Origin of the sequence: uncultured Nostoc sp., assembly GCF_964247315.1 — a bacterium.
Taxonomy (GTDB): Bacteria; Cyanobacteriota; Cyanobacteriia; order Cyanobacteriales; family Nostocaceae; genus Nostoc.
The window spans coordinates 1-21,943 of the sequence record NZ_CAXTTT010000125.1; the positions used below are offsets into that span (position 1 = coordinate 1).

General features: G+C 41.1%; 17 protein-coding genes and 1 pseudogene. 9 read left to right on the forward strand and 9 right to left on the reverse strand.

Annotation, left to right across the window (positions count from 1 at the left end):
- Positions 1-86: 86 nt before the first annotated feature.
- The 4 genes from ACFE93_RS28160 to ACFE93_RS28175 form a co-directional block, all read right to left on the reverse strand.
- Positions 87-287, reverse strand: a complete 201-nt coding sequence (locus ACFE93_RS28160) for a hypothetical protein (protein WP_375478353.1) — start codon at positions 285-287, stop codon at positions 87-89.
- A gap of 202 nt (positions 288-489) precedes the next feature.
- Positions 490-954: a YbhB/YbcL family Raf kinase inhibitor-like protein gene (locus ACFE93_RS28165; RefSeq protein WP_375478355.1), complete on the reverse strand. Its 465-nt coding sequence runs from the start codon at positions 952-954 to the stop codon at positions 490-492.
- Between the two features lie 739 nt (positions 955-1,693).
- Positions 1,694-2,107, reverse strand: coding sequence for an acyl-CoA dehydrogenase family protein (locus tag ACFE93_RS28170; protein WP_375478357.1), 414 nt, complete (start codon positions 2,105-2,107; stop codon positions 1,694-1,696).
- A 19-nt stretch (positions 2,108-2,126) separates the two neighbouring features.
- Positions 2,127-2,771 carry an acyl-CoA dehydrogenase family protein gene (locus tag ACFE93_RS28175; protein ID WP_375478359.1) on the reverse strand — a complete coding sequence of 215 codons (645 nt, stop codon included), beginning with the start codon at positions 2,769-2,771 and terminating at the stop codon, positions 2,127-2,129.
- 488 nt (positions 2,772-3,259) lie between these two features.
- On the opposite strand from ACFE93_RS28175, the gene ACFE93_RS28180 reads away from it, so the two are divergent.
- On the forward strand, positions 3,260-3,484 hold the full coding sequence (locus ACFE93_RS28180; protein ID WP_375478361.1) for a hypothetical protein: 225 nt from the start codon (positions 3,260-3,262) through the stop codon (positions 3,482-3,484).
- Between the two features lie 63 nt (positions 3,485-3,547).
- Here the strand turns inward: ACFE93_RS28180 and ACFE93_RS28185 are convergent, their stop codons facing one another.
- Positions 3,548-4,150 carry a glutathione binding-like protein gene (locus ACFE93_RS28185; RefSeq protein WP_375478363.1) on the reverse strand — a complete coding sequence of 201 codons (603 nt, stop codon included), beginning with the start codon at positions 4,148-4,150 and terminating at the stop codon, positions 3,548-3,550.
- A 627-nt stretch (positions 4,151-4,777) separates the two neighbouring features.
- Between ACFE93_RS28185 and ACFE93_RS28190 the strand changes: the two genes are divergently transcribed.
- A complete protein-coding gene (locus ACFE93_RS28190; RefSeq protein ID WP_375478365.1) occupies positions 4,778-6,085 on the forward strand; it encodes a recombinase family protein in 1,308 nt (435 codons plus the stop codon).
- Positions 6,086-6,098: 13 nt separating this feature from the next.
- Here ACFE93_RS28190 and ACFE93_RS28195 read toward each other — a convergent pair whose 3' ends face one another.
- The gene (locus ACFE93_RS28195) at positions 6,099-7,268 is read right to left on the reverse strand and encodes a hypothetical protein (RefSeq protein WP_375478367.1); all 1,170 of its coding nucleotides are present in this window, start codon (positions 7,266-7,268) and stop codon (positions 6,099-6,101) included.
- A 611-nt stretch (positions 7,269-7,879) separates the two neighbouring features.
- Between ACFE93_RS28195 and ACFE93_RS28200 the strand changes: the two genes are divergently transcribed.
- Complete coding sequence (locus ACFE93_RS28200; protein ID WP_375478369.1) at positions 7,880-9,499, forward strand: ArnT family glycosyltransferase; 1,620 nt, start codon at positions 7,880-7,882, stop codon at positions 9,497-9,499.
- A 720-nt stretch (positions 9,500-10,219) separates the two neighbouring features.
- Here the strand turns inward: ACFE93_RS28200 and ACFE93_RS28205 are convergent.
- Entirely contained in the window at positions 10,220-10,606 is a 387-nt protein-coding gene (locus tag ACFE93_RS28205) for a hypothetical protein (RefSeq protein ID WP_375478371.1), read from the reverse strand.
- 474 nt (positions 10,607-11,080) lie between these two features.
- Between ACFE93_RS28205 and ACFE93_RS28210 the strand changes: the two are divergent.
- A pseudogene (locus ACFE93_RS28210) lies at positions 11,081-13,005 on the forward strand (chloride channel protein).
- Between the two features lie 106 nt (positions 13,006-13,111).
- Here the strand turns inward: ACFE93_RS28210 and ACFE93_RS28215 are convergent.
- The gene (locus ACFE93_RS28215) at positions 13,112-13,525 is read right to left on the reverse strand and encodes an AbrB family transcriptional regulator (RefSeq protein ID WP_104909531.1); all 414 of its coding nucleotides are present in this window, start codon (positions 13,523-13,525) and stop codon (positions 13,112-13,114) included.
- A gap of 473 nt (positions 13,526-13,998) precedes the next feature.
- On the opposite strand from ACFE93_RS28215, the gene ACFE93_RS28220 reads away from it, so the two are divergent.
- The 4 genes from ACFE93_RS28220 to ACFE93_RS28235 all read left to right on the forward strand — a co-directional run bounded on the left by ACFE93_RS28220 (position 13,999) and on the right by ACFE93_RS28235 (position 19,185).
- A complete protein-coding gene (locus tag ACFE93_RS28220) occupies positions 13,999-14,439 on the forward strand; it encodes an Rrf2 family transcriptional regulator (RefSeq protein ID WP_334819084.1) in 441 nt (146 codons plus the stop codon).
- Positions 14,440-14,496: 57 nt separating this feature from the next.
- Positions 14,497-15,468 (forward strand): adenosylcobinamide-phosphate synthase CbiB, encoded by a 972-nt coding sequence (gene cbiB, locus ACFE93_RS28225; protein ID WP_375478374.1) that lies wholly within the window; start codon positions 14,497-14,499, stop codon positions 15,466-15,468.
- A gap of 101 nt (positions 15,469-15,569) precedes the next feature.
- Complete coding sequence (pyrR, locus tag ACFE93_RS28230) at positions 15,570-16,106, forward strand: bifunctional pyr operon transcriptional regulator/uracil phosphoribosyltransferase PyrR (protein ID WP_104909528.1); 537 nt, start codon at positions 15,570-15,572, stop codon at positions 16,104-16,106.
- A 496-nt stretch (positions 16,107-16,602) separates the two neighbouring features.
- Positions 16,603-19,185 carry a GAF domain-containing protein gene (locus ACFE93_RS28235; RefSeq protein WP_375478376.1) on the forward strand — a complete coding sequence of 861 codons (2,583 nt, stop codon included), beginning with the start codon at positions 16,603-16,605 and terminating at the stop codon, positions 19,183-19,185.
- Between the two features lie 46 nt (positions 19,186-19,231).
- On the opposite strand, the gene purN is transcribed toward ACFE93_RS28235, so the two are convergent.
- On the reverse strand, positions 19,232-19,891 hold the full coding sequence (gene purN / locus ACFE93_RS28240) for a phosphoribosylglycinamide formyltransferase (RefSeq protein ID WP_375478378.1): 660 nt from the start codon (positions 19,889-19,891) through the stop codon (positions 19,232-19,234).
- Between the two features lie 253 nt (positions 19,892-20,144).
- Here purN and ACFE93_RS28245 point away from each other — a divergent pair, with 253 nt between their 5' ends.
- The gene (locus tag ACFE93_RS28245; RefSeq protein WP_375478380.1) at positions 20,145-21,938 is read left to right on the forward strand and encodes a caspase family protein; all 1,794 of its coding nucleotides are present in this window, start codon (positions 20,145-20,147) and stop codon (positions 21,936-21,938) included.
- Positions 21,939-21,943 lie beyond the last annotated feature (5 nt).

Sequence of the window (21,943 nt, forward strand, 5' to 3'; positions counted from 1 at the left end):
ATGAGTCTTTGAGCTTCATTAATGAGTCTCTAATTTTCCCTGCTCCCATGCCCCTTGCTCCCCTGCTCCCCCGCCCTCCTGCCTCATTACATTTCCTGATTGCTGGGACTAATCAAAATTTCGTTGACGCTAACACGAGCAGGTTGGGTGAGAGCGTAAGCAATCGCAGCCGCAATGTCTTCTTTTTGCAACGGATCAACAGAATTATAGAACGCCTCCACCTGCTGCCGTACTTCTGGGTTAGAAATTTGACTGGTTAACTTCGTTGCCTCGCGTAGCGTCTCCAAGAGTTGGCATCGCTCTTTTTTTGTCCGACTTCAGAAAATCGCGTTGCTCCCGTTTTATCATAACAGTTTGTTGATCGTAATAGGCAGTTCACGAATGCGTTTGCCTGTCTTATGATAAACTGCATTGGCGATCGCACATGCTTGCACCTTCCTTTTTCTATAATTTAGAAAAGCAGATGTATAAACACTAACTCTACAGATATCAGCACTCATACACTCCAACCAGCCGCGCCTGTTCAATCACATGATCGGCGATCGCATTCAGTAGTTGCTCGTGGTTCATATTTGGCTTGAGGTCAAGCTCTGCATCCAAGGCATACAACCAAAAATAGTAATGGTGAGGTCCATGCCCCTGTGGTGGAGCAGGGCCGGTATATCCTGGTTGATTAGTACTATTCAAGCCTTCAGTAAATTTACTACCACTCCCCTCGGCAATCTGGTTAATTGTTGGCGCAATGCCATAGACAAGCCAGTGAGTAAAACCCTGTGGCAGAGGTGCATCTGGGTCATGGCAGATGAGTGCTAGTTGTTGGGTTCCGGCTGGCAGTCCACTCCATTCCAATGGGGGAGAGATGTTTTCACCGTCACTGGTATACTGTTTCGGAATATGTTCTAAAGAAGTAAATGCAGGGCTGTGAATCCGTAAATCCTTAATATTTAACGCCATTGTGTATTTCCTTTAGCAACAATCAGCTGCATTGAAGAATTTATCGCAGCAGTACAGGTTAAGCATTAATGCGAATGCAAAAGAGGCTATAACCCCACACCTAAAAGCTTTACAAATAATAGGTTTGCCGTTAACGAGCGTGCCATTCGTCCATGATATTTTACTCCTTTGCTTTTACTTCTTCTACTGCACTGATGGAGTTGCCTTTTATCTTCTAATGATGCTATTTCATCTTAGGAAGACACTTGATTAGTCACCTCTAGCATGGGAGTATTTTTAGCGATCGCCTATCTCTGTTGAAGGGCTGATTGCGTATTAGGTCTACTTGTGTGCTGTTTTGGTTCTATCTTGCAATTGTGATTCTAAATCCTTCGCCAACGCCAAAAGTGAGATTTTTTCTAAAAGCTTTACAAGGCAAAGTTCTTGAGAACTAAGTGGCGGCAAATAACAGGCTTGCTGATCCCACCCCATCTATATCTTTTTGTAGCTTTGGAGTTGTCGTTATCAGTAGACCGAATCGGAGAAGGAACTCTAAGTGGCATCGTTAAATAAAAAACAAGGGAAACAGTAGCTAATATTGCAATTTGAATGGCGATTAGCTTATTCAATCCATTACAAAAAATTTACGATTCCCAGGCGCAAAACTTCTCGTGTAAAGTCGCAGGAATACCCGATAGTTGCATCGGCAAGAAACTTGCCAGCCAAACACTCTCTTGTCACCCCATAGCCTCCAAGAATTTCAACTGCTGTTTGTTTGTGCGTTTTTGATTGCAACATCCACTGCAAAAGTTTTGGCGGCTGGTGCTTTGACTGTGGTGGCAAGTTGGGGAAAAGTTTCTGCTTGAAGGGCTGCATCCCATACTACCAGTCGTGCAGCCTGGGTATTAATCATCATATCCGCTAATTTTAAAGCCACTGCCTGATGTTCGATAATCGGACGACCCCAACTAACTCTTTGCTTGGCATAATTCAAAGCATACTCATAAGCAGCACGAGCCAAACCAACATAAGAAGCTGCCAGCCCAATAGCCACTTCTGGAACCAACATCAATAGTTTTCCTGCTTCTCCTTCAAGTCCAATCAGATTTTGTGCAGGGACTAGGACGTTATCCAGGCAAATCTCAGCATGATGCGAGGCTTTCCAACCAATCATCTGTGTCTTTTTGCCAAACTTAATCCCAGGTGTATCTGTTGGAACATAAAAAAAAGATAGACAAACTTTCATGCAATGGTTTATCCATTGCTGTACGGGCAATAATAAAATAGGCATCCGCAATTCCAGCGTTTGTGACTAAGGAGGATTTTGTTCCATTGAGGATGTATCCATTGTCCTGGCGTGCTACAAAGGTCTTCATCCCAATATTGGAATCTGGGAACGGGCAGAACATATCGGAGGTGGCGACATTAGGTTCACTCTCTGCGGCGCTGAATAGATGTGGTTTTCCTGATTTGACAAAAGATAGTATTCGTTCTTGCTGTTCTTGGGTTGCTGCTCTGCTGACAAACAGCGACATTGCTGCGGTGAGATTAAAGTAACTACAAGCAATGCTGACATCAACAGCGCCTATTTCTTCTAACACTACAGCCAAGTCTATGCACTTTCCACCCACCCCTCCTAGCTTTTTTGGAACCATTAAGGATGTGAATCCCAATTCAGCTCCTTTATAAAACACCTGTTTACAGAAATCCCAAGGTTCCATCTCTAGATTGTTAGACTTTTCGATTATCTCAACAATAGGCCCAATCTGATTTTGAGCAAAGTCACGCGCAAGTGACTGTAACATCTGCTGTTCTTGAGTGAGGCTAAAGTCAATCATTTTTTATTTTTTATTTATTTTTACAGCGCATATATCATATAGCTTTCTAAGCAAATGCTTTACAATATGCTTTTTTAAACATTATTTAATCTAATTTTTGAACCATGTTAGAAAATATTTTAAATTTGTTTCTTTACAACTTCAATGATTTATTTTTTGATAGAGAATGGATTATTTTTAGATCCAGTTGCATGAAATATTTGAGAAATGCTGATATAGGATGTTTGAAAAGTTTTGAGGAGTCAACTTTTATGCCAGTGACCTCACTAGAATATGGTTGATGACAAGGTAAATAAACGTCTCTTCTGTTCGGGCAACAGAAGAGACGTCTGCTGACTAATCGGCCACACCCATCAGCTTTTCTATAAGTGCGCTTGACACAAGAACATTCGGCTAACAAATTACAGCCAATGTCTTCAACACGGGGTCTTGCATTTAGTTTTCTCTGAGATATCGCCATCTGTAACATCTGCAATTTAATACTCTCGTTGCATTGCTACCATTACCCGATATCTGGCTTAATAACAGCGATCGCTTATCTTAAATGGATTCTACAGCAGAATTCTGACAATCCTTATGTAGGTAGAGAGTTATCTGGATTGCTGCGCCAAGCTGGATTTACTAATATTAAAGCTTCCGCTTCTGAGCAGTGTAATGAATCTTTAAGTTCTGTAATACTTGGGATTGCTTTGCGGTTACTTCCGAGCGAATGATTTTACTGTTGCTGGGATGGAGTTTGGATCATCCCCATCGTTGACTCATCCCTCCTCCTGCATTTAAGGGACTTGCATTCCGCGTTGCACAGACGGACGTTGCTGCACCATGTCCACCCAGCGTTTGAGATTTGGGTAGTTGTCGAGTGTTAAACCAACAGATTCATAAATCGCTACCCACGGATAAGTAGCAATATCAGCAATAGAATAGTCACCACAGATAAATTCATTGTCTTGCAGTTGTTTATCTAAGACACCATAAATACGTAAAGTTTCCTTTTCATAACGTTCGATGGCGTAGGGAATTTTTTCGGATGCAAAGCGTTTAAAGTGGTTAAGTTGTCCAAACATTGGCCCGACTCCTCCCATTTGGAACATCAGCCACTCTAGGACTTGAAAACGGCTTTTTTGGTCAGTTGGTAAGAGTTTGCCTGTTTTTTCGGCTAAGTAAATCAGAATTGCGCCGGATTCAAAAACTTTAATCTTAGTCTCTTGGTCAACAATGGCAGGAATTTTACTATTGGGATTGATGGCGACATATTCAGGTGTAAATTGCTGTTGAGTAGTAATGTCAATTTTGTGGACATTGTAGGGCAATTCGACTTCTTCCAACATGACGGAGGCTTTGCGTCCATTGGGCGTGGTGAAAGTGTACAGATCAATCATGTGCTGCTACCCCAGAATATTGGCAATTTCCGAAGGTAGTGTAGCTTTGATTGAGAAACAAGGATATTGGTCGATAGAGAGATAATGGCAATACTAGAAGGAGGCAGAAGCTAAAGAGGTTACTATTGCTGACATTTACGCTGTCAAAAATTAATTCGACTTCCCTGGAAGAGAAAAGCTCTTGAAGTCACGAGAATATCTTCAATTTTACGGATAATACGATATGCTGTTGACTCGTTCACTCACCTTGATTGACCAATATGAAAATAGGTGCAATACTCCCCGGAGGCGGAGCGTCTCAGGCTTTGCTCCAATATTCTAATGTCATTAATAATTGATCTTCCATGCTCAGTTTACCAGGCCGCCCTGTTTTAAGCTTTGTTTTTGAACGCGTAGGCGCAGCCCGTCGTAGACATCACACTACTTCTGCGATCTGGCTAAAAGTCTCTGGATGCACGCCACACAAGCGTTTGAATTCTTCCGGCTTGAGGGAAGAGAGTTTTAGCCTAGTTAATTTTTCTTCACATAGTTTGGTTTTATTGTGCCGACTTACTTATCATTTGATATTTTGTCGTCAAGCTAGTAGTTATAACTGATACCATTTCTTTGTGAGGCTCTGCTAAACCTTTGAAAATAATTGCTTACTCTTACACCGATCCGCTATTAGAATCTTCTCCCGATCGAGGCGATTGGGGATGGGAGGTGGATCGGGTTTATGAAGATTTGGGTAAGCCAGACTCTTCTGGACGATCGCAATTACAACAATTATTTACCGATTGCCAAACTCAACCAGCAGATTATCTCCTGATTCGTCGGTTGGAAGAATTGGGAGATACTATAGAGGAAATTAGCGATCGCCTCAATCAACTTGAAGTCATGGGAATCGCAGTAATCGCCACTGAACAACCCTACACTTCCGAAAATTACCCTCTGGGCGCTGACTTGCTGAATTTGCTACACGCAATTCAACGTCAGCAACGTAGTCGCCGCATCCGCCAAGGACATGCCCGTAATCGTCTTGAGGTTGCACCGCCACCGGGCAAAGTTCCCTACGGCTATCGCAGAGGTCAAGGAAAATATACCATTGACCGCAGTACTTCACCAGTAGTCAAAGATTTTTTTGAACACTTTTTACTCTATGGTTCCCTGCGGGGTTCAGTGCGTTACTTGGCGAAAAAATACGGCAAGAAAATCTCTGTCACCACCGGAAGACGCTGGCTGACTAATCCAGTTTATCGTGGCAATACAGCTTACCAAAATGGTGAAATTATCTCCAATACCCATATTCCGATAATTTCTAAGGAAGAAGCAGCGCAAGTTGACCGACTTTTACGCCGTAACAGCCGTTTACCATCCCGAACTGCTAGCGCACCGCGTTCTCTCGCTGGGTTGGTTGTTTGTGCTGAGTGTCAGTCACATTTGACAGTTACCCGTGTTACCCAACGCAACCAAGATAAAGAGTATCTTTATTTACGTTCTACTAGCTGTCCCCAAAGCCCTAAGTGTAAGGCTATTTCCTACCAAGAGGTGTTGGAACATACCATTGAAAAGGTTTGCCGTGATTTACCTCTGGCGGTAGCAGGAATGAATTTTCCCCAGTTGGATGCATTCAAGAATAGTTTAGGGCAAGCGATCGCTCGTCAGCAAGAAATACTTGCTCAGTTACCCGCTTTAATTGAAACTGGAATTTTAGATGCCGAAACAGCAAAGTTAAGGGCTTACAAACTCCGCACAGAAATTTCTGCACTCGAAGCAAAGCTAGCAACTCTTCCCCCAGTTAACTTGCGTTCTGTTGCTCAAGCTGTTTCTATACCACAATTTTGGTTAGATTTGTCGGAAACAGAACGAAGATTTTACTTTCGAGAATTTATCAGGCAAATTGACATTACTCTTCAGAATAAAGAATTAAAACTCCAAGTTATTTTTATTTTTTGATTTAATTGAAACGCTATTTTTGAGACGGTTGATCCTTAGTATACGCAACAGGTTTTGGCCCTGCATTCCGCACATTGATAACTTTATTGAGGATATCAAACCAGAAAGGCGCACCCATAGCAATAGCAAAACCACTCACTATCCAACCACAAATTAATTTAAAAACCTGTGAAATTCTGATATAAACTCTATTATATTTCGTCGTATCTAATAACTCAAACTGTTGATTAATATTTTGCCATCCAATTGGTATAGAAGCATTTCCTAATAGTTTCTCAATATTCCTTCTGTCTACTTCATTATTGATATAATCGATTCGTTGACTTGCACTTTGAGTAATGGTAGAGCGGATAACCGAATCCTCCGATAGTCTTTTAAGCAAGTGAAATGTATCAGTATTGGTTAAAAAGGCAACTGATATTCCAATTAAAATAGCAACTCCTTTGGCATTGCGCTTATAAACGCCACTTGCTCGATCCATAGAGCGATCGAACCATGTTTCTACTTCATTTTTAAATTGATTCGCTTCCTCTGTGAGATCGCCAATTTTTATTCTGCTACGTTGAGCAATTACACTCAGGCTCTTGATTAAATTATTAGGGACTTCATCAGGTAACTCATTATTAACAAAATCTATAAATTTCTGGTCAATCTCTCCATAAATTTCTTGAATTTTTGTGTAACTTGGACTCGTTGGATCGTTTATACATTTTTTCAGTTCTTTATAAGAGGCTAATATCATGTGCAAGTTGGTTTTAGCTTCTTCACTAGGATGTTTAACATGAGTAATTAGCTGGGGAATTTTTAAGGTATCTAATAAAGTAGTTGCAAATGTTTCAGAAGGAAGATAGGAAGGGCCACTTTGTTTTTCTAGTATTCGTTTATCAGGATTTTTAGTAATTTCCTGGAAATGCTTTTCTATTTTACCCTTGGCTTGATGGTTTAATGTATTAATCAAAGGATCGTTGTAAAGTTTCTGTACCAACTGGATTGCATTAAGAATATCTGATTTTTCACTTTCACTACCACCTGATAAAAGTAATTCAATCGAAGTTCTTAAATGTTTAGCTCTCCATTGTAATAATGTAGCGATTATTTCCTGGATTTCCGAAGCTAGCAAGCTCAAAATCAAGTAAATAAAAACTAGCCCAAGAGTAATATCTACAACTACAGGTAAATTCATTGACGGTCTCCGATAATTTTTTAGCTGTTTATTGTTAATTATCAAAAATGCTTAAAATATTGTACGTTATAGATATTATAATTAAACAATTACTTAATTAAATTTAAAATACAAAATTTCTTTATTTAGATGATTTTATTCAACGATGATAATTTTTTATTATTAATTGTTAAATATTTTTTAAACAATAAATAATTATATTTTTCGTAAAAATTATATTAAAAATATTATATAGTTCCTTAAAATATTCAGCACGATATTGATTAATGTAGCGATCGCTTACTAAATTTCTGAAATTAGGTAAATAAAAACTAAGTAGATAAAAGTTAAATCAAGCGTCACATACAAAAGAAAATATAAGTTTATTTACGGACTATTTGACAGGTAATAAATTATCGACTACTTGTATTATTTTTATCATTTTTTGAACTAAATGTTGTTTAAATAACCAATATAAATTTTTCAAAAAATAGCGCTAATTAGAAAAAATTGAGTTAATCTTGGAAACTAGCAATTGTTAAAAACATACGTTGTTACTGGGTGGCAACATTGGAGATTCGCTAGATGTCTCTATGTAATCAAACCAGCAAGTAAAATGATTACCAGAGAATATGCAAGAAGGAAGCTTTATTTGGAGTCATCTGGAAAAACAGCATCGCACGGTTGGAAAATGGATTGATTGGGTATGGCTAATAGTATTGCTTTTGGCAGCAGTATTACTGTTTAGCATCAATCTAGGAGGGTTGCCGTTGCGAGATTGGGATGAAGGTACTGTGGCACAGGTTGCTCATGAAATTTGGCACGCCCCATCAGGTTCAATGCCTTGGCTTTACCCAACGTTAGGAGGCGAACCATATCATGACAAGCCGCCTTTGATGCATTTGCTAATAGCTTGGGCTTATTCTCTAGGAGGCGAAAATGAGTTGACAACGCGCTTACCTGGAGCAATTTTAACGGCAACATCTGTACCTTTACTGTATTGCATTGCTCGAGAGATATTTCGCCAACGCTGGGCTGCTATTTATAGCGCCTTGATTTATCTAACAATGCTACCTGTGGTGCGTCATGGGCGGCTGGCAATGTTGGATGGGGCGATGGTAAGTTTTTTGATGGTGATGATGTTGTGCGTGCTGCGATCGCGCCGAGATTTACGTTATTGTCTTGGTGTTGGTGTTAGTTTTGGGTTTATTTGTTTAACTCAAGGATTGTTAGGCGTATTACTCGGTGCAATCGCACTTGTATTTCTATTTTGGGATACGCCACGATTGCTCACTTGTTACTATCTTTGGATAGCAATCTTAATTGGCATTCTACCCGTAGCTGCTTGGTATGGTGCCCAACTAATTCACTATGGTTATACTTTCGCCCAAATTGGTATTGCAAACCCATCACTAGGCCGAATTGGCTCAGTTGTAGAAGATAATTCTGAACCACCTTGGTACTATGTGATTGAACTTCTCAAATACACATGGCCGTGGTTATTATTCTTACCACAAACTGTCCGCTTAACTTGGGAAAATCGCAACCTTAGCTGGGCAAAACTAGTAATGGCATGGAGTGGGGTTTATCTACTGGTAATTTCCTTCATGATTACCAAAGTTCCCTGGTATCTATTCCCGATTTACCCTAGTTTAGCTTTAGCCTTTGGTATCCAGTTATCAGATACGGAAAATTCGCCTTTACTCTCATCTTATCCGCGTGCTTGGGTCGCTGGTTTGGCAATACTTGCTGTGGCTGCTTCTGCTGGTAGCATTTATTTTAGTGCGGGTACAACACCAAAAACAGACTTACAACTGATTTTTGCCGCCGTAGCTTTAACTATGACCTTAGCAGCTATTTTGGCAGAACGAGGTGACGGACAATTTCTGAAGATTTTGTTTTGGGGAAGTTATATTTCGCTGTTGCTGTTAATGAAATCTAACTACTGGGTTTGGGAATTATCTGAAGCCTATCCAGTTAAACCAGTCGCCGCCATGATTGTACGAGCAAATCCAGCGACGAGGAGGATTTACACATCTTTTCCCTACCATCGTCCCTCGTTGGATTATTATAGCGATCGCACCATCATTCCTGCTTCTGTTGGTGAACTAGAATATTATTGGCACTACAACGGCCAACCCTACTTCCTGCTTCATGCATCTGCTTTCAAGAATCTTCAACTAGAGTCGATGAAGCTAATTGACCAAGCTGAAGGTTGGAAATTAGTCACAAAAGATACTAATCGGCTATAAATATGGAGTATTGGACATTAAAAAATAAAAAATCAAAAGGCAAAAGATTCTTGTAAGAATTCAGGAGTTAGAATTCAGGATTCAGAATAGTTAAAGAATCACAAGAACATTTGATGAATAAATATACTAATTATTCTAGATTCCTTATAAATTCTGACTCCTGATATCATGTCCGGGTAAAGACTTATCATTTAGACCGCAGTTCTTGCTGGGAGCAGGGGGAAAGAGGCTTTTGGGATTTTTGCACAGATGCGGTAATCATAAGTGATTAACCGGACTTGATATGACTCGTGGGTGCTGAATCCTTACAGATTCTTTTCTTTTCACTTTTGCCTTTTACCTTTTGATCGAAATATCAATAAAGGTTTGAAACCTCGTCACTTGTGGGCGAAAGAATCCTTATATCACGAAGCAGGTTGAAACCCCACCTCAGGTGTCTGGCTTGATTTAATTGCGAATTGCGTTAGCGAGTCTGCGAGCGTCATTGCGAATTGCGAATTGGTTTGATTTCCTTGTCCCCTTGTTAGGAAAAAATCAGAGCGTTACCCAAAAGGTAACGATCATCTTGTAGCGAGTACTTACCTAATCAGCGATCGGTCTTTAAACGGACATAATATAAAACCGCATCCTATTTGGGACAATAAGACGCGATTTTATCAGAGTATTTATATAATATTACAAAAATCAAAGTAGAATTTGATTTATACAAAAGTAATCGATTTACTGTGATTTGTTTCCTGCGTCATTAATTTTCTCTGTTGTGGGAAGAATTTGGCTATCATAGCTTGTCTTTTCTTGGGTCAAAGCGATCGCACTAAAGAAAATGGCACTACCTACAGCCAAGGCTACCATAGGACGCTTGAGTAAAACAAAATCTCTGATAATCCTCGCTAAAGGTCGGCTTTGACGACGTAGCGACGAAGACATCATCAATTGTCTCCAAGTAAACGGATCGCGGACATAATGACCACTTTGGCAAACTACTAGCCTTTCCTGGCAATAGGGACAGCAAAACAAGCCCATGCGCGTTTTAACTGGTTTTGGCGTGGCATTTCTTTGGCAAATTGGGCAAGTAACATAATGATTATCAAAAGTGTGTATATTCATTTACCTCGTCCGCCTAGTCCATTTACTCGCTCTATAACAATAGCTATATTGAATTGGGATCAATGTACGATCTAACATCAGGCATTAATCATACATACATTCTATTACTACCAAGGATGGCTCAATAGTCGCAACACGAGTATAGCTAGATTTAAGTAAGTATGACTCATAGTTAATGTTTACGGGTTCTTCCACCCAGCCGAAAAAACTCTGTTGTCTCTAGAAAAAATAGCGTTGGCGATCGCTCGTACCCCACTAGCCGCTAGCTACGCCTAACTTAGGTATCGCTGACCCTTAAATAATTCTCTCTCATTTAACCATTCTCCCCACAAAAATTTTGCACAATGACATTTTTAGCTAAAGCCTTGTAAGTTAAGCAAATAAAGTCTACTTGTCCGGTTGCTAAATAATGGCTCACAATGATAAGTAACAGATAAAAATTTAAATTTTTTCTTACATTTACCCCATCTTTCAATGACTCTCTTGCCTCCCACTCAACTGAGGAAGGTAACGGAACAACCTGCTTTTCCTACACCTTCCGCTAATCTAGCTCACCTAATTAATCGTTTTCAACCATCCCCAGAAACAGTTGTGCTGTTTTTAGCCATGCTCATTGGCGGTGGTACTGGTATGGGTGTAGTCACCTTTCACTATTTAATTCAGCTGGTTCACCAGCTGATGCTGGAAAATTTAATGGGTCAAATTGGCGGCTGGGGTGCTTGGACTTTAGCTTGCGTTCCCACCCTTGGCGGATTAATTGTTGGCTTGATGCGCTGGCGCACTCAAGACTTTGGCCCTGGACTTTCATCTCTGATCGCCGCTTCTCAGGGAACAGAGATTAAGCGACCACTACGACCAGTGACAAAAATGCTGGCTGCATCTGTTTCTTTGGGGAGTGGTGCTTCTTTGGGGCCAGAGGGGCCGAGTGTCGAAATTGGCGCAAATTTTGGAATGTTGTTCTCTGCGATCCTCAATGTATCTCAAGAACGACAACGTTTGCTGTTAGGTGCTGGCGCGGCGGCTGGACTGGCGGCGGGATTTAATGCTCCCATCGCTGGAGTCTTTTTTGCCCTAGAGGTAGTAATGGGAGCGACATCTTTCGCTACTTCTGCTGTGAGTGTGGTGCTGCTAGCGGCGGTGGTAGCAGCATTAATTGCCCAAATTGGTTTGGGGGCCCAACCTGCTTTTGATTTACCTGTTTACCAAGTTCGCAGTCCTTTGGAATTACCTCTTTATCTTGGTTTGGGTTTAGGGGCTAGCCTAGTTTCTTTGGTTTATACTCAATCAATTCGTTTAGCAAAAGCTTGCTTTGCTGGGAAGGTTCCAGGTTTTGATTTTTTGGGACGAATTCCTCAGCCGATTCATCCAATTATTGGCGGTGCGATCGTTGGCGCTGTTGCTTTGCAGTTTCCACAAATTCTGGGTGTCGGTTATGAAACTGTAGAAGCAATGCTTCAAGATGTGGAGTTTCCACTCTACTTATTGGTGGTGTTGTTGGTGGTGAAGTTATTAATGACTGCAATTAGTGCGGGTAGTGGTTTCATCGGTGGTTTGTTCGCACCAGCAATGTTTTTAGGTGCTTCTTTTGGATCGGCTTACGCCAAAATGTTAGCCGTAGCATTCCCGACAATTTGCGATCAAATGGCGGCTCCCCCAGCTTACGCAATGGTGGGAATGGCAGCAGTGCTGGCTGCTAGTGTGAGAGCGCCGTTAACGTCTATTTTGATGCTGTTTGAATTAACCCGCGACTATCGAATTGTTTTACCGTTGATGGCAGCTGTCGGTTTAAGTGTTTGGTTAGTAGAAAGGATTAAACCAACTTTTAACTCTAACTCTAATCTACAACAGATTGGGCTTTCGGAATTGAAAGATGAACAAGCGGAAATTGTGCAGCAAATTTTGGTAGAAGATGCCATGTACCCCTTCCCCAAAAAGTTACCTGCAACCTTGGGAGTATTAGATGCAGCTGTGGAAATGATCCGCGATCGCGTCCGTAGTGCTTTAGTATTTGATCAAGCAGAACAATTAGTTGGTATACTTTCTTTGGAAGATATTAACCGTGCCCTTGCTATTTGGCAAACATACCCAAATTCCCTAACTGAAATTCCAGATAATTTATCCAGTCAAACCCTCATAGACATTTGTACTACTGAAATTCTCTATGCATGGCAAGATGAACTTTTATCTGAGGCTTTAGACCGGATGAGTCTTCGAGGTTTACATCAATTACCAGTGGTAGCACGAGATAAACCCGATCGCATTTTAGGTTTATTAGAAAAAGAGCAAATTGCATTAACCTGTAATTTAGCAGTAACACGCAAGGCACTTCGCCACTATTACCAGTCTTACCCACTACAGATATAGTCATTAGTCATTGGTCATTGGTCATTAGTCATTAGTCATTATTTTTCACAAAGGACACTTGACTAATGACTGTTTATAGTCATTGTTTTTCACAAAGAACACTTGACTAATGACAACGGACAATTGACTAATGACCATTTATTAAGCCGTGGCTTCTATGGCTTCATCATCTTCGCGATCTTCTGGATCTACCTGTCTCAAACGAATGTGCTTTTTGCCTAAAGTGATCAGAAACTCATCTCCTGGTTTAAGATTCATCTGTTTTGTATAAGCTGAACCTATAAGTAAGTTACCATTCGATTGCACGCTAATTCTATAGCTAGCACTGCGTCCACCACGCCCATTAGCACTGGGTGTACTGTCTAACTGAATGCCTTCAGCATCAATTAGGGCATTTAAGAACTTCATCATATTGACGCGCTCTATACCATTTTTGGTAACGGTATAGTAGCCGCACTTCTTGGCTTTGTCTTCTTTGCTCTCGTTCTCTAGCTCTTTGACTTTTTTGAGCAGTTCTTCACCGAGTAAGGGTTCAATTTTTTTCTGTTTAGGCATCAACTTAGGTCGAAAATGAATGTTTGAAGTGTTTGAATCGATTTTATTTTAGCTGAGGTTGAGCTAATAGGAACATAATCCTTTAGTTTTTATCTCAACCTAGCCAAGTATATTACACTCAGATGCACAATTGTTATGCCATTACCAATATTGCCAAGGCAATCTATTTTAGAAAATGCTGCCAATGCTGATAACTATATATATATATATAGTTTGTGAATTACTGCTAGACTATATAAGTTTTAAGTTTTCTAAACTAACGCTCAAGAGGTTGTCTATTTCTTAAGGATGAGAACTGAGTCACAGAATGATAAGCAAAACTGATCCTTAGTCATTGGTCATTGGTAATTAGTCATTAGTTATTTACAAATCACAAACTAAAGAAGTCTAAGAGTCAGAAGCCGACATCAGAATTTCTTTTAAGGAGATGCAGTGCCAACGAAGACAAAGGACAAACAACAAAACTTGCCAAAATGAAATTAACTACCAGAGGACACTATAGTGTAAAGGCGTTGCTAGATTTGAGTTTACAGCCAAGATATGGGCCTGTATCTGTGAGAACGATCGCTAAACGCCAAGATATCCCAGCTCCTTACCTCGAAAAACTACTAATAGAAATGCGTCGTGCGTCTTTAGTGAAATCAATTCGTGGTAGCATCGGCGGATATCAATTGGCAAGAGAGCCTGCACAAATATCTATAGGACAAATTTTAGAAGCTGTTGGCGAAACTAGCCATTTACCTCATCACACCCCAGCACCTACACAAGCTGAAGATTGGGTAACGTTTAGCCTCTGGCAGAGACTCAACCAAAAGCTCAAAGAAGCTTTATACAGTATTACTCTGGCAGACCTTTATTACGATGCTCGAAGTCGGCAAGCTTCCCTTGGAGAAGAAGCTAGTTTTGTGGTTTAGTCAAGAGTCAATAGTCGAAATATTGACCCTTGATTTTTAACCTTTGACTCATGACTTATGACTAATAATATCTATATCTTAATAATTGCGGCATTTTTAGATTATTTAATTGGCGATCCTTGGGATTGGCCCCATCCAGTGCAAGTTATGGGGTGGGTAATCTCTCGCCTGACCAAGTTTTTTCTCCACTTGTGTCAAAATTCTCTAACACAACGCCTAGCTGGAATTTTACTAGGTATTATCTTAATAATTGGTAGCGGTCTTGTTGGCTTTTTGATTATTCAAATTGCCAGATGGGTTCATCCACTCTTAGGAATTGCAATAGATAGCATTCTTTTGGCTAGTTGTTTTGCTGGCAGAAGTTTGCGAGCAGCAGCAGAGGCTGTTTTACAACCTTTAACAGTCGGAGATTTGGAGAAGGCTCGGAAGATTTTAAGTAATTACGTTGGTCGAGATACGCAAAACCTCTCACAAGCAGAAATTTCACGAGCCATTTTAGAAACGGTTGCAGAAAATGCCACCGATGGGGTGATGGCTCCGCTTTTTTATGCAATTGTTGGTGTCTTTATACCAGTTGTGGGGCCAACTCCCTTGGCTTTAGCATATAAAGCCAGCAGTACCCTTGATTCAATGGTCGGCTATCGGGAAGCACCCTATACTTATTTAGGATGGTTCTGTGCGCGGTTAGAAGATTGTTTGACTTGGCTACCTTGTCGGTTAACAGTCGTGACTCTGGCGCTGCTATCGGGTAAACCGATGCATATTTGGCAAATTTGTCGTCGGGATGCAATTAACGATCCTAGTCCCAATTCTGGCTGGAGTGAGTGCGCCTATGCTGCATTTTTAGGTGTGCAGATGGGAGGTACAAATTGGTATCGGGGGGTAGCTAAATACAAACCACTACTAGGAGATGCTATTTATGCCATTACTGCAAGTTCTATTCAGAATGCTTTACAGCTGACTCGATATTGTTTTTTGCTATGGTTAGGGATAGCGATCGCTATATTCTTAATACTCGCAAATAGGTAATTGTAAATATAAAGTTAGAGACGCGATTGCTCGCGTCTGTATAGGAGTTAAGAATAAAAACTCCTAACTCTTAACTTATCACTCCTAACTTATAACTTGCTATGTCTGCCAAAGTAGTTGAAATTCTCTCATCTGAAGAAATCCGTCGTACCTTGACTCGCCTTGCCTCTCAAATTGTCGAAAGGACGCGTGATTTGTCTCAACTGGTGCTTCTTGGTATCTATACCAGAGGTGCGTTATTAGCCGAATTATTGGCGCGTCAGATTGAGACGCTCGAAGATGTAGCAGTCTCAGTCGGTGCTTTGGACATTACATTTTATCGAGATGACCTTGACAAAATTGGATTGCGGACTCCAACGAAAAGCGAAATTCCTTTTGACCTTACGGGGAAAACGGTTGTACTCGTGGATGATGTGATTTTCAAAGGACGGACGATTCGCGCTGCTTTGAACGCAGTCAACGATTACGGTAGGCCAGAGGTGATTCGTTTAGCTGTGTTAGTAGACAGAGGCCATCGAGAATTACCAATTCACCCAGATTTTATTGGCAAGAAGTTGCCTACAGCTAAAGAAGAAATTGTCAAAGTTTACTTACAAAATTGTGATGGACGAGATGCAGTAGAGTTGATTGCAGATTAGGCTATGGAGTTAGGAGTTAGAAGAATTTATACAGCAGTTTTCTTTTGCATGAAGTACAAAGTTACAGGTTTTGAGGCAAGAGGTAGAAACTCTTTCTGTCTGATACGTGAGTCCTGCATTTTGTACCTCATCTACTTGAAAACTGCTGTAAGTAATCAAGCGAACATGATATTATGGGCAAGCGTAACTGCAACAAGTCTATAAAACTCTGGTTAAAAAATAACAATTGTTTGGCTGTCTTGTCAGAAAACTACAACACCTGATGAGAAAATAAGACATTCAAACAAAGCGATCGCAATTTGATTGTTAACAAGCTCGTTAATCAAACCCGACTTTTTTGAGGTCAAAGAGCAAAAAAGCCTTATCTGGGCATGAAGTAGAAAGCTAGTGCCATAAAATACTCCTGAAAGCTAGTCTTTGTTTAATAAGGTTTGTGTAGAATTTGGTGGTGAGGTTATTTACTTGATTCTCAATTGCAGCAATCCAGGTTTGATTTATGAGTCAGTCTTTTTCTCAAAACCAAGCAAGACCAAATCGCCAACAGAGACTCTGGCAACAAAAATGGAGTTTGAAGACTAAAGCAATAGTTTGGGCACTAAGTATCAGTGTGCTGCCTGTAGTTGCAATTGGAACAGCTACTTACAACTATGGCACTAATTTAATTAATACAGAAATTCCACAAGTCAAACAAGAGAGTACAAAAAGTTCAACAGAAACTGAACTTGCTCTACAAAGACAATTGTCACTCTTGTTAGCTGGTATGGGAGTGACAGCAATTTTAGCAGGTGCGATCGCTGTTTTTGTGGCAAATCGAGTTATTAATCGAGTCCGCAAGGCTGCTGCAACTTCTAATATTATCAAAAATAAGCTACGTCCAGATAGTGAGTTTACTCAATCTTTCATCGCTAGCCAAGATGAATTAGTGATGTTAGAGAGTAACATAAATTTATTCACAGAGATGATTTCGGGTTTGCTACAACAAAAAGAAGCCGAAGCTGATTACTCCCAGCTATCGATAAAAATTACCCGCTGGGTTCGAGAATCATTCAATGAAGAAGATGTTCTCAAAACTACCTCAGAAGAAATTCGTAAAGCTTTAAGCATCGATCGCGTAACCATCTTTTGTTTCAACTCCAACAGTAATGGAACCTTTATCGCCGAATCAGTAGCACCTGGCTTACCGAAAATGTTAGGGGTTACAGTCTCTAATACTGGGTTTGAGGCAGGATATATAGAAAAATATCAGAATGGTTGCATCCGTGCTATAGATGATATCTATCAAGCCAATCTCAGTGATGGTGATATTGAGCTGCTAGAGCAATTTGCTGTCAAATCTAATTTGGTAGCACCGATTATTAAAGGCAAGCAGCTATTCGGTTTATTGATTGCACATCAGTGTTCTAGACTTCGCTTTTGGCAGCAATCTGAGATTAATTTGTTCGCTCACATAGCCATACAAGTGGGATTTGCTCTTGACTACGCTAGGCTTCTAAAACAGGTAGATTCAAAGGCAGATCGAGCTCAGGTATTTATAGAAACTACCCGCAGCATTCGCCAATCGCTCAACGAAGAGGATGTCCTCAAAACCACCGTAGAAGAAGTTCGCAAAGTACTGAGTACTGATCGAGTGCTGGTTTATAGTTTTAACGCTAATTGGGTTGGAACTGTGATTGCCGAATCAGTGGTTCCAGGTTATCCAAAAGTTTTGCGAACCGAAATTCAAGACATCTGTTTCACTCAGGGCTATATAGAAAAGTATCAGTCTGGTCGCGTTCAAGCCACAAATAACATTTATGAAGCCGATTTGACAGATTGTCACATTAACCTGCTCGAATCCTTTGCTGTCAAAGCAAATTTGGTCGCCCCCATTCTCAAAGATGAACACCTATTTGGCTTATTAATTGCACATCAATGCTCCAGACCCCGTGATTGGCAAAAGCCTGAGATTGATTTATTTGCCCAGATAGCGATGCAAGTGGGATTTGCTCTCGACCATGCAAGACTTCTGCAACGAATCGATGCTGAAGGTGTGCAAAGTCGGTTGCTGGCGGATACTATCGGCAGCATTCGCCAATCGCTTAACGAAGAGGATGTCCTGAAAACCACCGTAGAAGAGGTTCGTAAAGTACTGAGTACTGACCGAGTACTGGTTTATAGTTTTAACGCTGATTGGTCTGGAATTGTGATTGCCGAATCAGTTGTTCTCACCTACCCAAAAGTTTTGCAAGCTGAAATCCGAGACCCATGTTTTGGTCAAGGCTATGTAGAACAGTATCAGTCTGGTCGCGTTCTCGCCATAAACAACATTTATGAAGTCGGTTTAGCTGATTGTCACATTAGCTTACTCGAATCCTTTGCTGTGAAAGCAAATTTAGTAGCCCCCATTATTAAAGATAAGCAGCTATTTGGCTTGTTAATTGCACATCAGTGCTCCAAGCCCCGTGATTGGCAACAATCTGAGATTGATTTATTTGCCCAGATAGCGATGCAAGTGGGATTTGCTCTCGACCATGCAAGACTCCTGCAACGAATCGAAGCTGAAAGGATGCGAAGTCAGTTATTGGTGGATATTATCCGCAAAATTCGCCAATCACTTAACGAAGAAGATGTCATCAAAACCACTGTGGAAGAGGTTCGCAAAGCATTGAGTACTGACCGAGTGTTAGTTTATAGTTTTTACGCTAATTGGTTTGGAATTATCATTGCTGAATCAGTGGTTCCAGGTTATCCCAAAGTTTTGCGGTCTAAAATCCATGACCCCTGTTTCACTCAAGGCTATGTAGAAAAGTACCAGTCTGGTCGCGTTGTCGCAATCAACAACATTTATGAGTCTAGTTTGGCTGATTGTCACATTAAACTACTCGAATCTTTTGGTGTGAAAGCAAATTTAGTAGCACCAATTATTAAAGATGAGCAGCTATTTGGCTTGTTAATTGCACATCAGTGTTCTGAACCCCGTGATTGGCAACAATCTGAGATTGATTTATTTGCCCAGATAGCAATGCAAGTAGGATTTACTCTCGATCATGCTAGGCTCCTACAAGCGTATCAAACTGCTGAAGCTAACTCTGATGAATAGTAGAGGCGCACAGCTAGATGTGCGCCCCTACTTGATATATGTATTTTTACGTTACGCTTAGTGTAACTTTTGACGAAGCTGCTAGAGCGATCGCTAATGGTAAAATTCGATGTTCCTGAATTTGAATCCTGGCGTGGAGTGTTTCTGCTGTATCATCCGGCAGTACTGGTACTGCGGCTTGCATTAATATTGGGCCGCTATCCATTTCTAAGCAAGCTATATGTACTGTACAACCAGTAATTTTTACCCCAGATGCCAAAGCTTGTTCTACAGCATGGATTCCCTTGAAACTAGGTAACAAACTAGGATGGATATTAATAATCCTCTCAGGAAAGGCATCAATGAAAACTGACGTTAATAATCGCATCCACCCTGCCAAAATCACCCATTCTACATCGTAGTGCCGCAATGTCTGCACAATCTTTTCGTCAAACTCTTCTCGACTTTGATAGTTGCGGTGATTTAATAAGACAGTTTCTACACCTCTATTAGCTGCTCTGACGGCTGCTTTCGCCGAGGGGTTATTGTAAATTAAAACTTGAATTTGGGCATTTAGCCTCCCATCTTGGATAGCTTGGGCAACTACATCAAAATTGCTGCCATTCCCAGAAGCCATGATTCCCAGTTTTAAAGGGGCGAATTGTTGGCAAATATCGTTAGTGCTAGGAGAAACCAAGCTCAGGGTAGAATCAGGGCACAGGGTCATAACAGCTAAGAGGAAAAATTATAGATGCCAAAAATATATACTAAGTCGTGGTTGGATAACGATACAGTAGCATCCGAGATTTTTATTACATAAATAAAAATAGGTAAATTTTCATCCCTTAATTAAATTTTGCTGTAAAAATTTAGCTTATACCTAGTCCAATTGATATTAGGTGATATTCTAAAACTTGGTATTAAAGAAACAACCAAAGACTAAAGCCGCATAGAATTTGATCGCAGCATAGGTGAGTTAAATGGCGAAGTTAGCGTTGCTGATTGGGGTCAGTGAGTATGAGCCAGGGCTGAACCCTTTGCCCAATGCAGTTAGAGATGTGGAAGCAGTGTACGAAGTACTGCTGCATCCAGAGATGGGCGGATTTGCTACGTCAGATATTAAGCTACTAAAAAATCCTGAGCGACAAATTGTGGAGATGGCAATTGAAACGCTGTTCTCCGGTCGGCATAAGGATGATTTGCTACTACTGTACTTTTCAGGACATGGCATCAAAGACGATCGCGGTAGGCTGTATCTGGCAACTCGCAACACCAGTAAAACGCCGCAGGGTGAATTGATTCGATCATCGTCGGTGTCTGCCAATTTTATTCACGATCGCATGAGCGAAAGCCGCTCCCGGCGGCAAGTGGTAATCCTGGATAGCTGCTTTAGTGGCGCGTTTGCTGAGGGAATGTCTGCCAAAAATGACGGCACGATTGACATCCGGGAGCAGTTGGGCGGTGAAGGACGAGCCGTATTGACTTCTTCTACTTCGACTCAATATTCCTTTGAGGAACAAGGGCAAGATTTATCGATTTACACTCGTTTTTTAGTTGAAGGTATCAAGTCGGGAGAAGCCGATCGCGATCAAGATGAATTTATCTCCATTGATGAACTCCATGAATACGCCAGTCAGAAGGTGCGAGAACTTCAATCGGCGATGAAGCCGGAAATTTATGCAATTCGAGAAGGCTTTAAAATTCGACTGGCAAAGGTGGCTCCAGGCGATTCTAGACAGCGATATCGTAAGGAGGTAGCGCGATTTATTCATCGAGGCGAAATTTCCCTTGTTGGTCGTCGCACATTAGATTATCAAAGGACTCGCTTGGGATTGGAGACAACTGAGGCGAAAGCGATTGAAGATGAGATATTAGAACCTTACCGCAACGAGTTCCGCGAAAAACTCCAGCAGTATCAGCAGGTGTTTACTGAACTACTGGAGAGAGACGAGACAATTACCGATAGTGAACGCCACGATCTGCAAAATCTCCAGCAAATTTTGGGGCTGCGGAATGAGGACACGATGCCAATTGAGGCACTAGTGACTACACGGTTTAAGACGCATCAGCAAAACCTGCAAATATATCAGCAAGAATTTACAACGGTACTGCGACAGGAGTTTCCCCTGAGTGCAGCAAGCCGCGATCGCTTACGGCAAACCCAGCAGCAATTAGAGCTGGCGAATAGGGATATTGCCGCGATAGAATCTCAGATTACGGCTGAGGTGGAGGCATATCATCAAAAACTCCGGGACTACCAACGGCTGTTTTTTACTGCGACGCAGCGAGAATATCCTCTCAGCGAGGCAACCCGGAATAATTTACGTCAACAGCAGCAGCGCTTGGGACTGACGGATGTAGATGTTGCACCAATTGAAGCACAAATTACAACGCAGATTGAAAGCTATCATCAAAAACTCCAGCAGTACGAGCAAGCGTTTGTGAAAGCGACGCAGCGCCAGCATTATCCAGATGAGGTGACGCAAAAGCAGTTGCAGCAAACGTGGCAGACGTTGGGGTTGAGTGATGTAGATGTGGGGGTGATCGAGAGCCGGATTAATGCGGAGATTGAAACGCATCAAGCAAACCTGTGGCAGTATGAGCAGGAATTTACAGAAGCTGTTCAGAAAGAATATCCGCTCAGTGCTTTCAACCGCTCTCAACTAAGCCAACGTTATCAAGCGTTGAATTTGACTTCTGAGGATGTTTCTGCAATTGAAAATCCAATTATAGCGGTTCTCAGTTGGGTGAAATATAGTAACAGCAGTGGGTAAACCAT

What these genes read in the sequence shown, in the direction of transcription:
- ACFE93_RS28165 (WP_375478355.1), bottom strand. Translation starts at nt 954, where the DNA reads ATGGCGTTAAATATTAAGGATTTACGGATTCACAGCCCTGCATTTACT.
- ACFE93_RS28170 (WP_375478357.1), bottom strand. Translation starts at nt 2,107, where the DNA reads ATGATTGGTTGGAAAGCCTCGCATCATGCTGAGATTTGCCTGGATAAC.
- ACFE93_RS28175 (WP_375478359.1), bottom strand. Translation starts at nt 2,771, where the DNA reads ATGATTGACTTTAGCCTCACTCAAGAACAGCAGATGTTACAGTCACTT.
- ACFE93_RS28185 (WP_375478363.1), bottom strand. Translation starts at nt 4,150, where the DNA reads ATGATTGATCTGTACACTTTCACCACGCCCAATGGACGCAAAGCCTCC.
- ACFE93_RS28195 (WP_375478367.1), bottom strand. Translation starts at nt 7,268, where the DNA reads ATGAATTTACCTGTAGTTGTAGATATTACTCTTGGGCTAGTTTTTATT.
- ACFE93_RS28200 (WP_375478369.1), top strand. Translation starts at nt 7,880, where the DNA reads ATGCAAGAAGGAAGCTTTATTTGGAGTCATCTGGAAAAACAGCATCGC.
- ACFE93_RS28205 (WP_375478371.1), bottom strand. Translation starts at nt 10,606, where the DNA reads ATGAATATACACACTTTTGATAATCATTATGTTACTTGCCCAATTTGC.
- ACFE93_RS28215 (WP_104909531.1), bottom strand. Translation starts at nt 13,525, where the DNA reads ATGCCTAAACAGAAAAAAATTGAACCCTTACTCGGTGAAGAACTGCTC.
- ACFE93_RS28220 (WP_334819084.1), top strand. Translation starts at nt 13,999, where the DNA reads ATGAAATTAACTACCAGAGGACACTATAGTGTAAAGGCGTTGCTAGAT.
- cbiB (WP_375478374.1), top strand. Translation starts at nt 14,497, where the DNA reads ATGACTAATAATATCTATATCTTAATAATTGCGGCATTTTTAGATTAT.
- pyrR (WP_104909528.1), top strand. Translation starts at nt 15,570, where the DNA reads ATGTCTGCCAAAGTAGTTGAAATTCTCTCATCTGAAGAAATCCGTCGT.
- ACFE93_RS28235 (WP_375478376.1), top strand. Translation starts at nt 16,603, where the DNA reads ATGAGTCAGTCTTTTTCTCAAAACCAAGCAAGACCAAATCGCCAACAG.
- purN (WP_375478378.1), bottom strand. Translation starts at nt 19,891, where the DNA reads ATGACCCTGTGCCCTGATTCTACCCTGAGCTTGGTTTCTCCTAGCACT.
- ACFE93_RS28245 (WP_375478380.1), top strand. Translation starts at nt 20,145, where the DNA reads ATGGCGAAGTTAGCGTTGCTGATTGGGGTCAGTGAGTATGAGCCAGGG.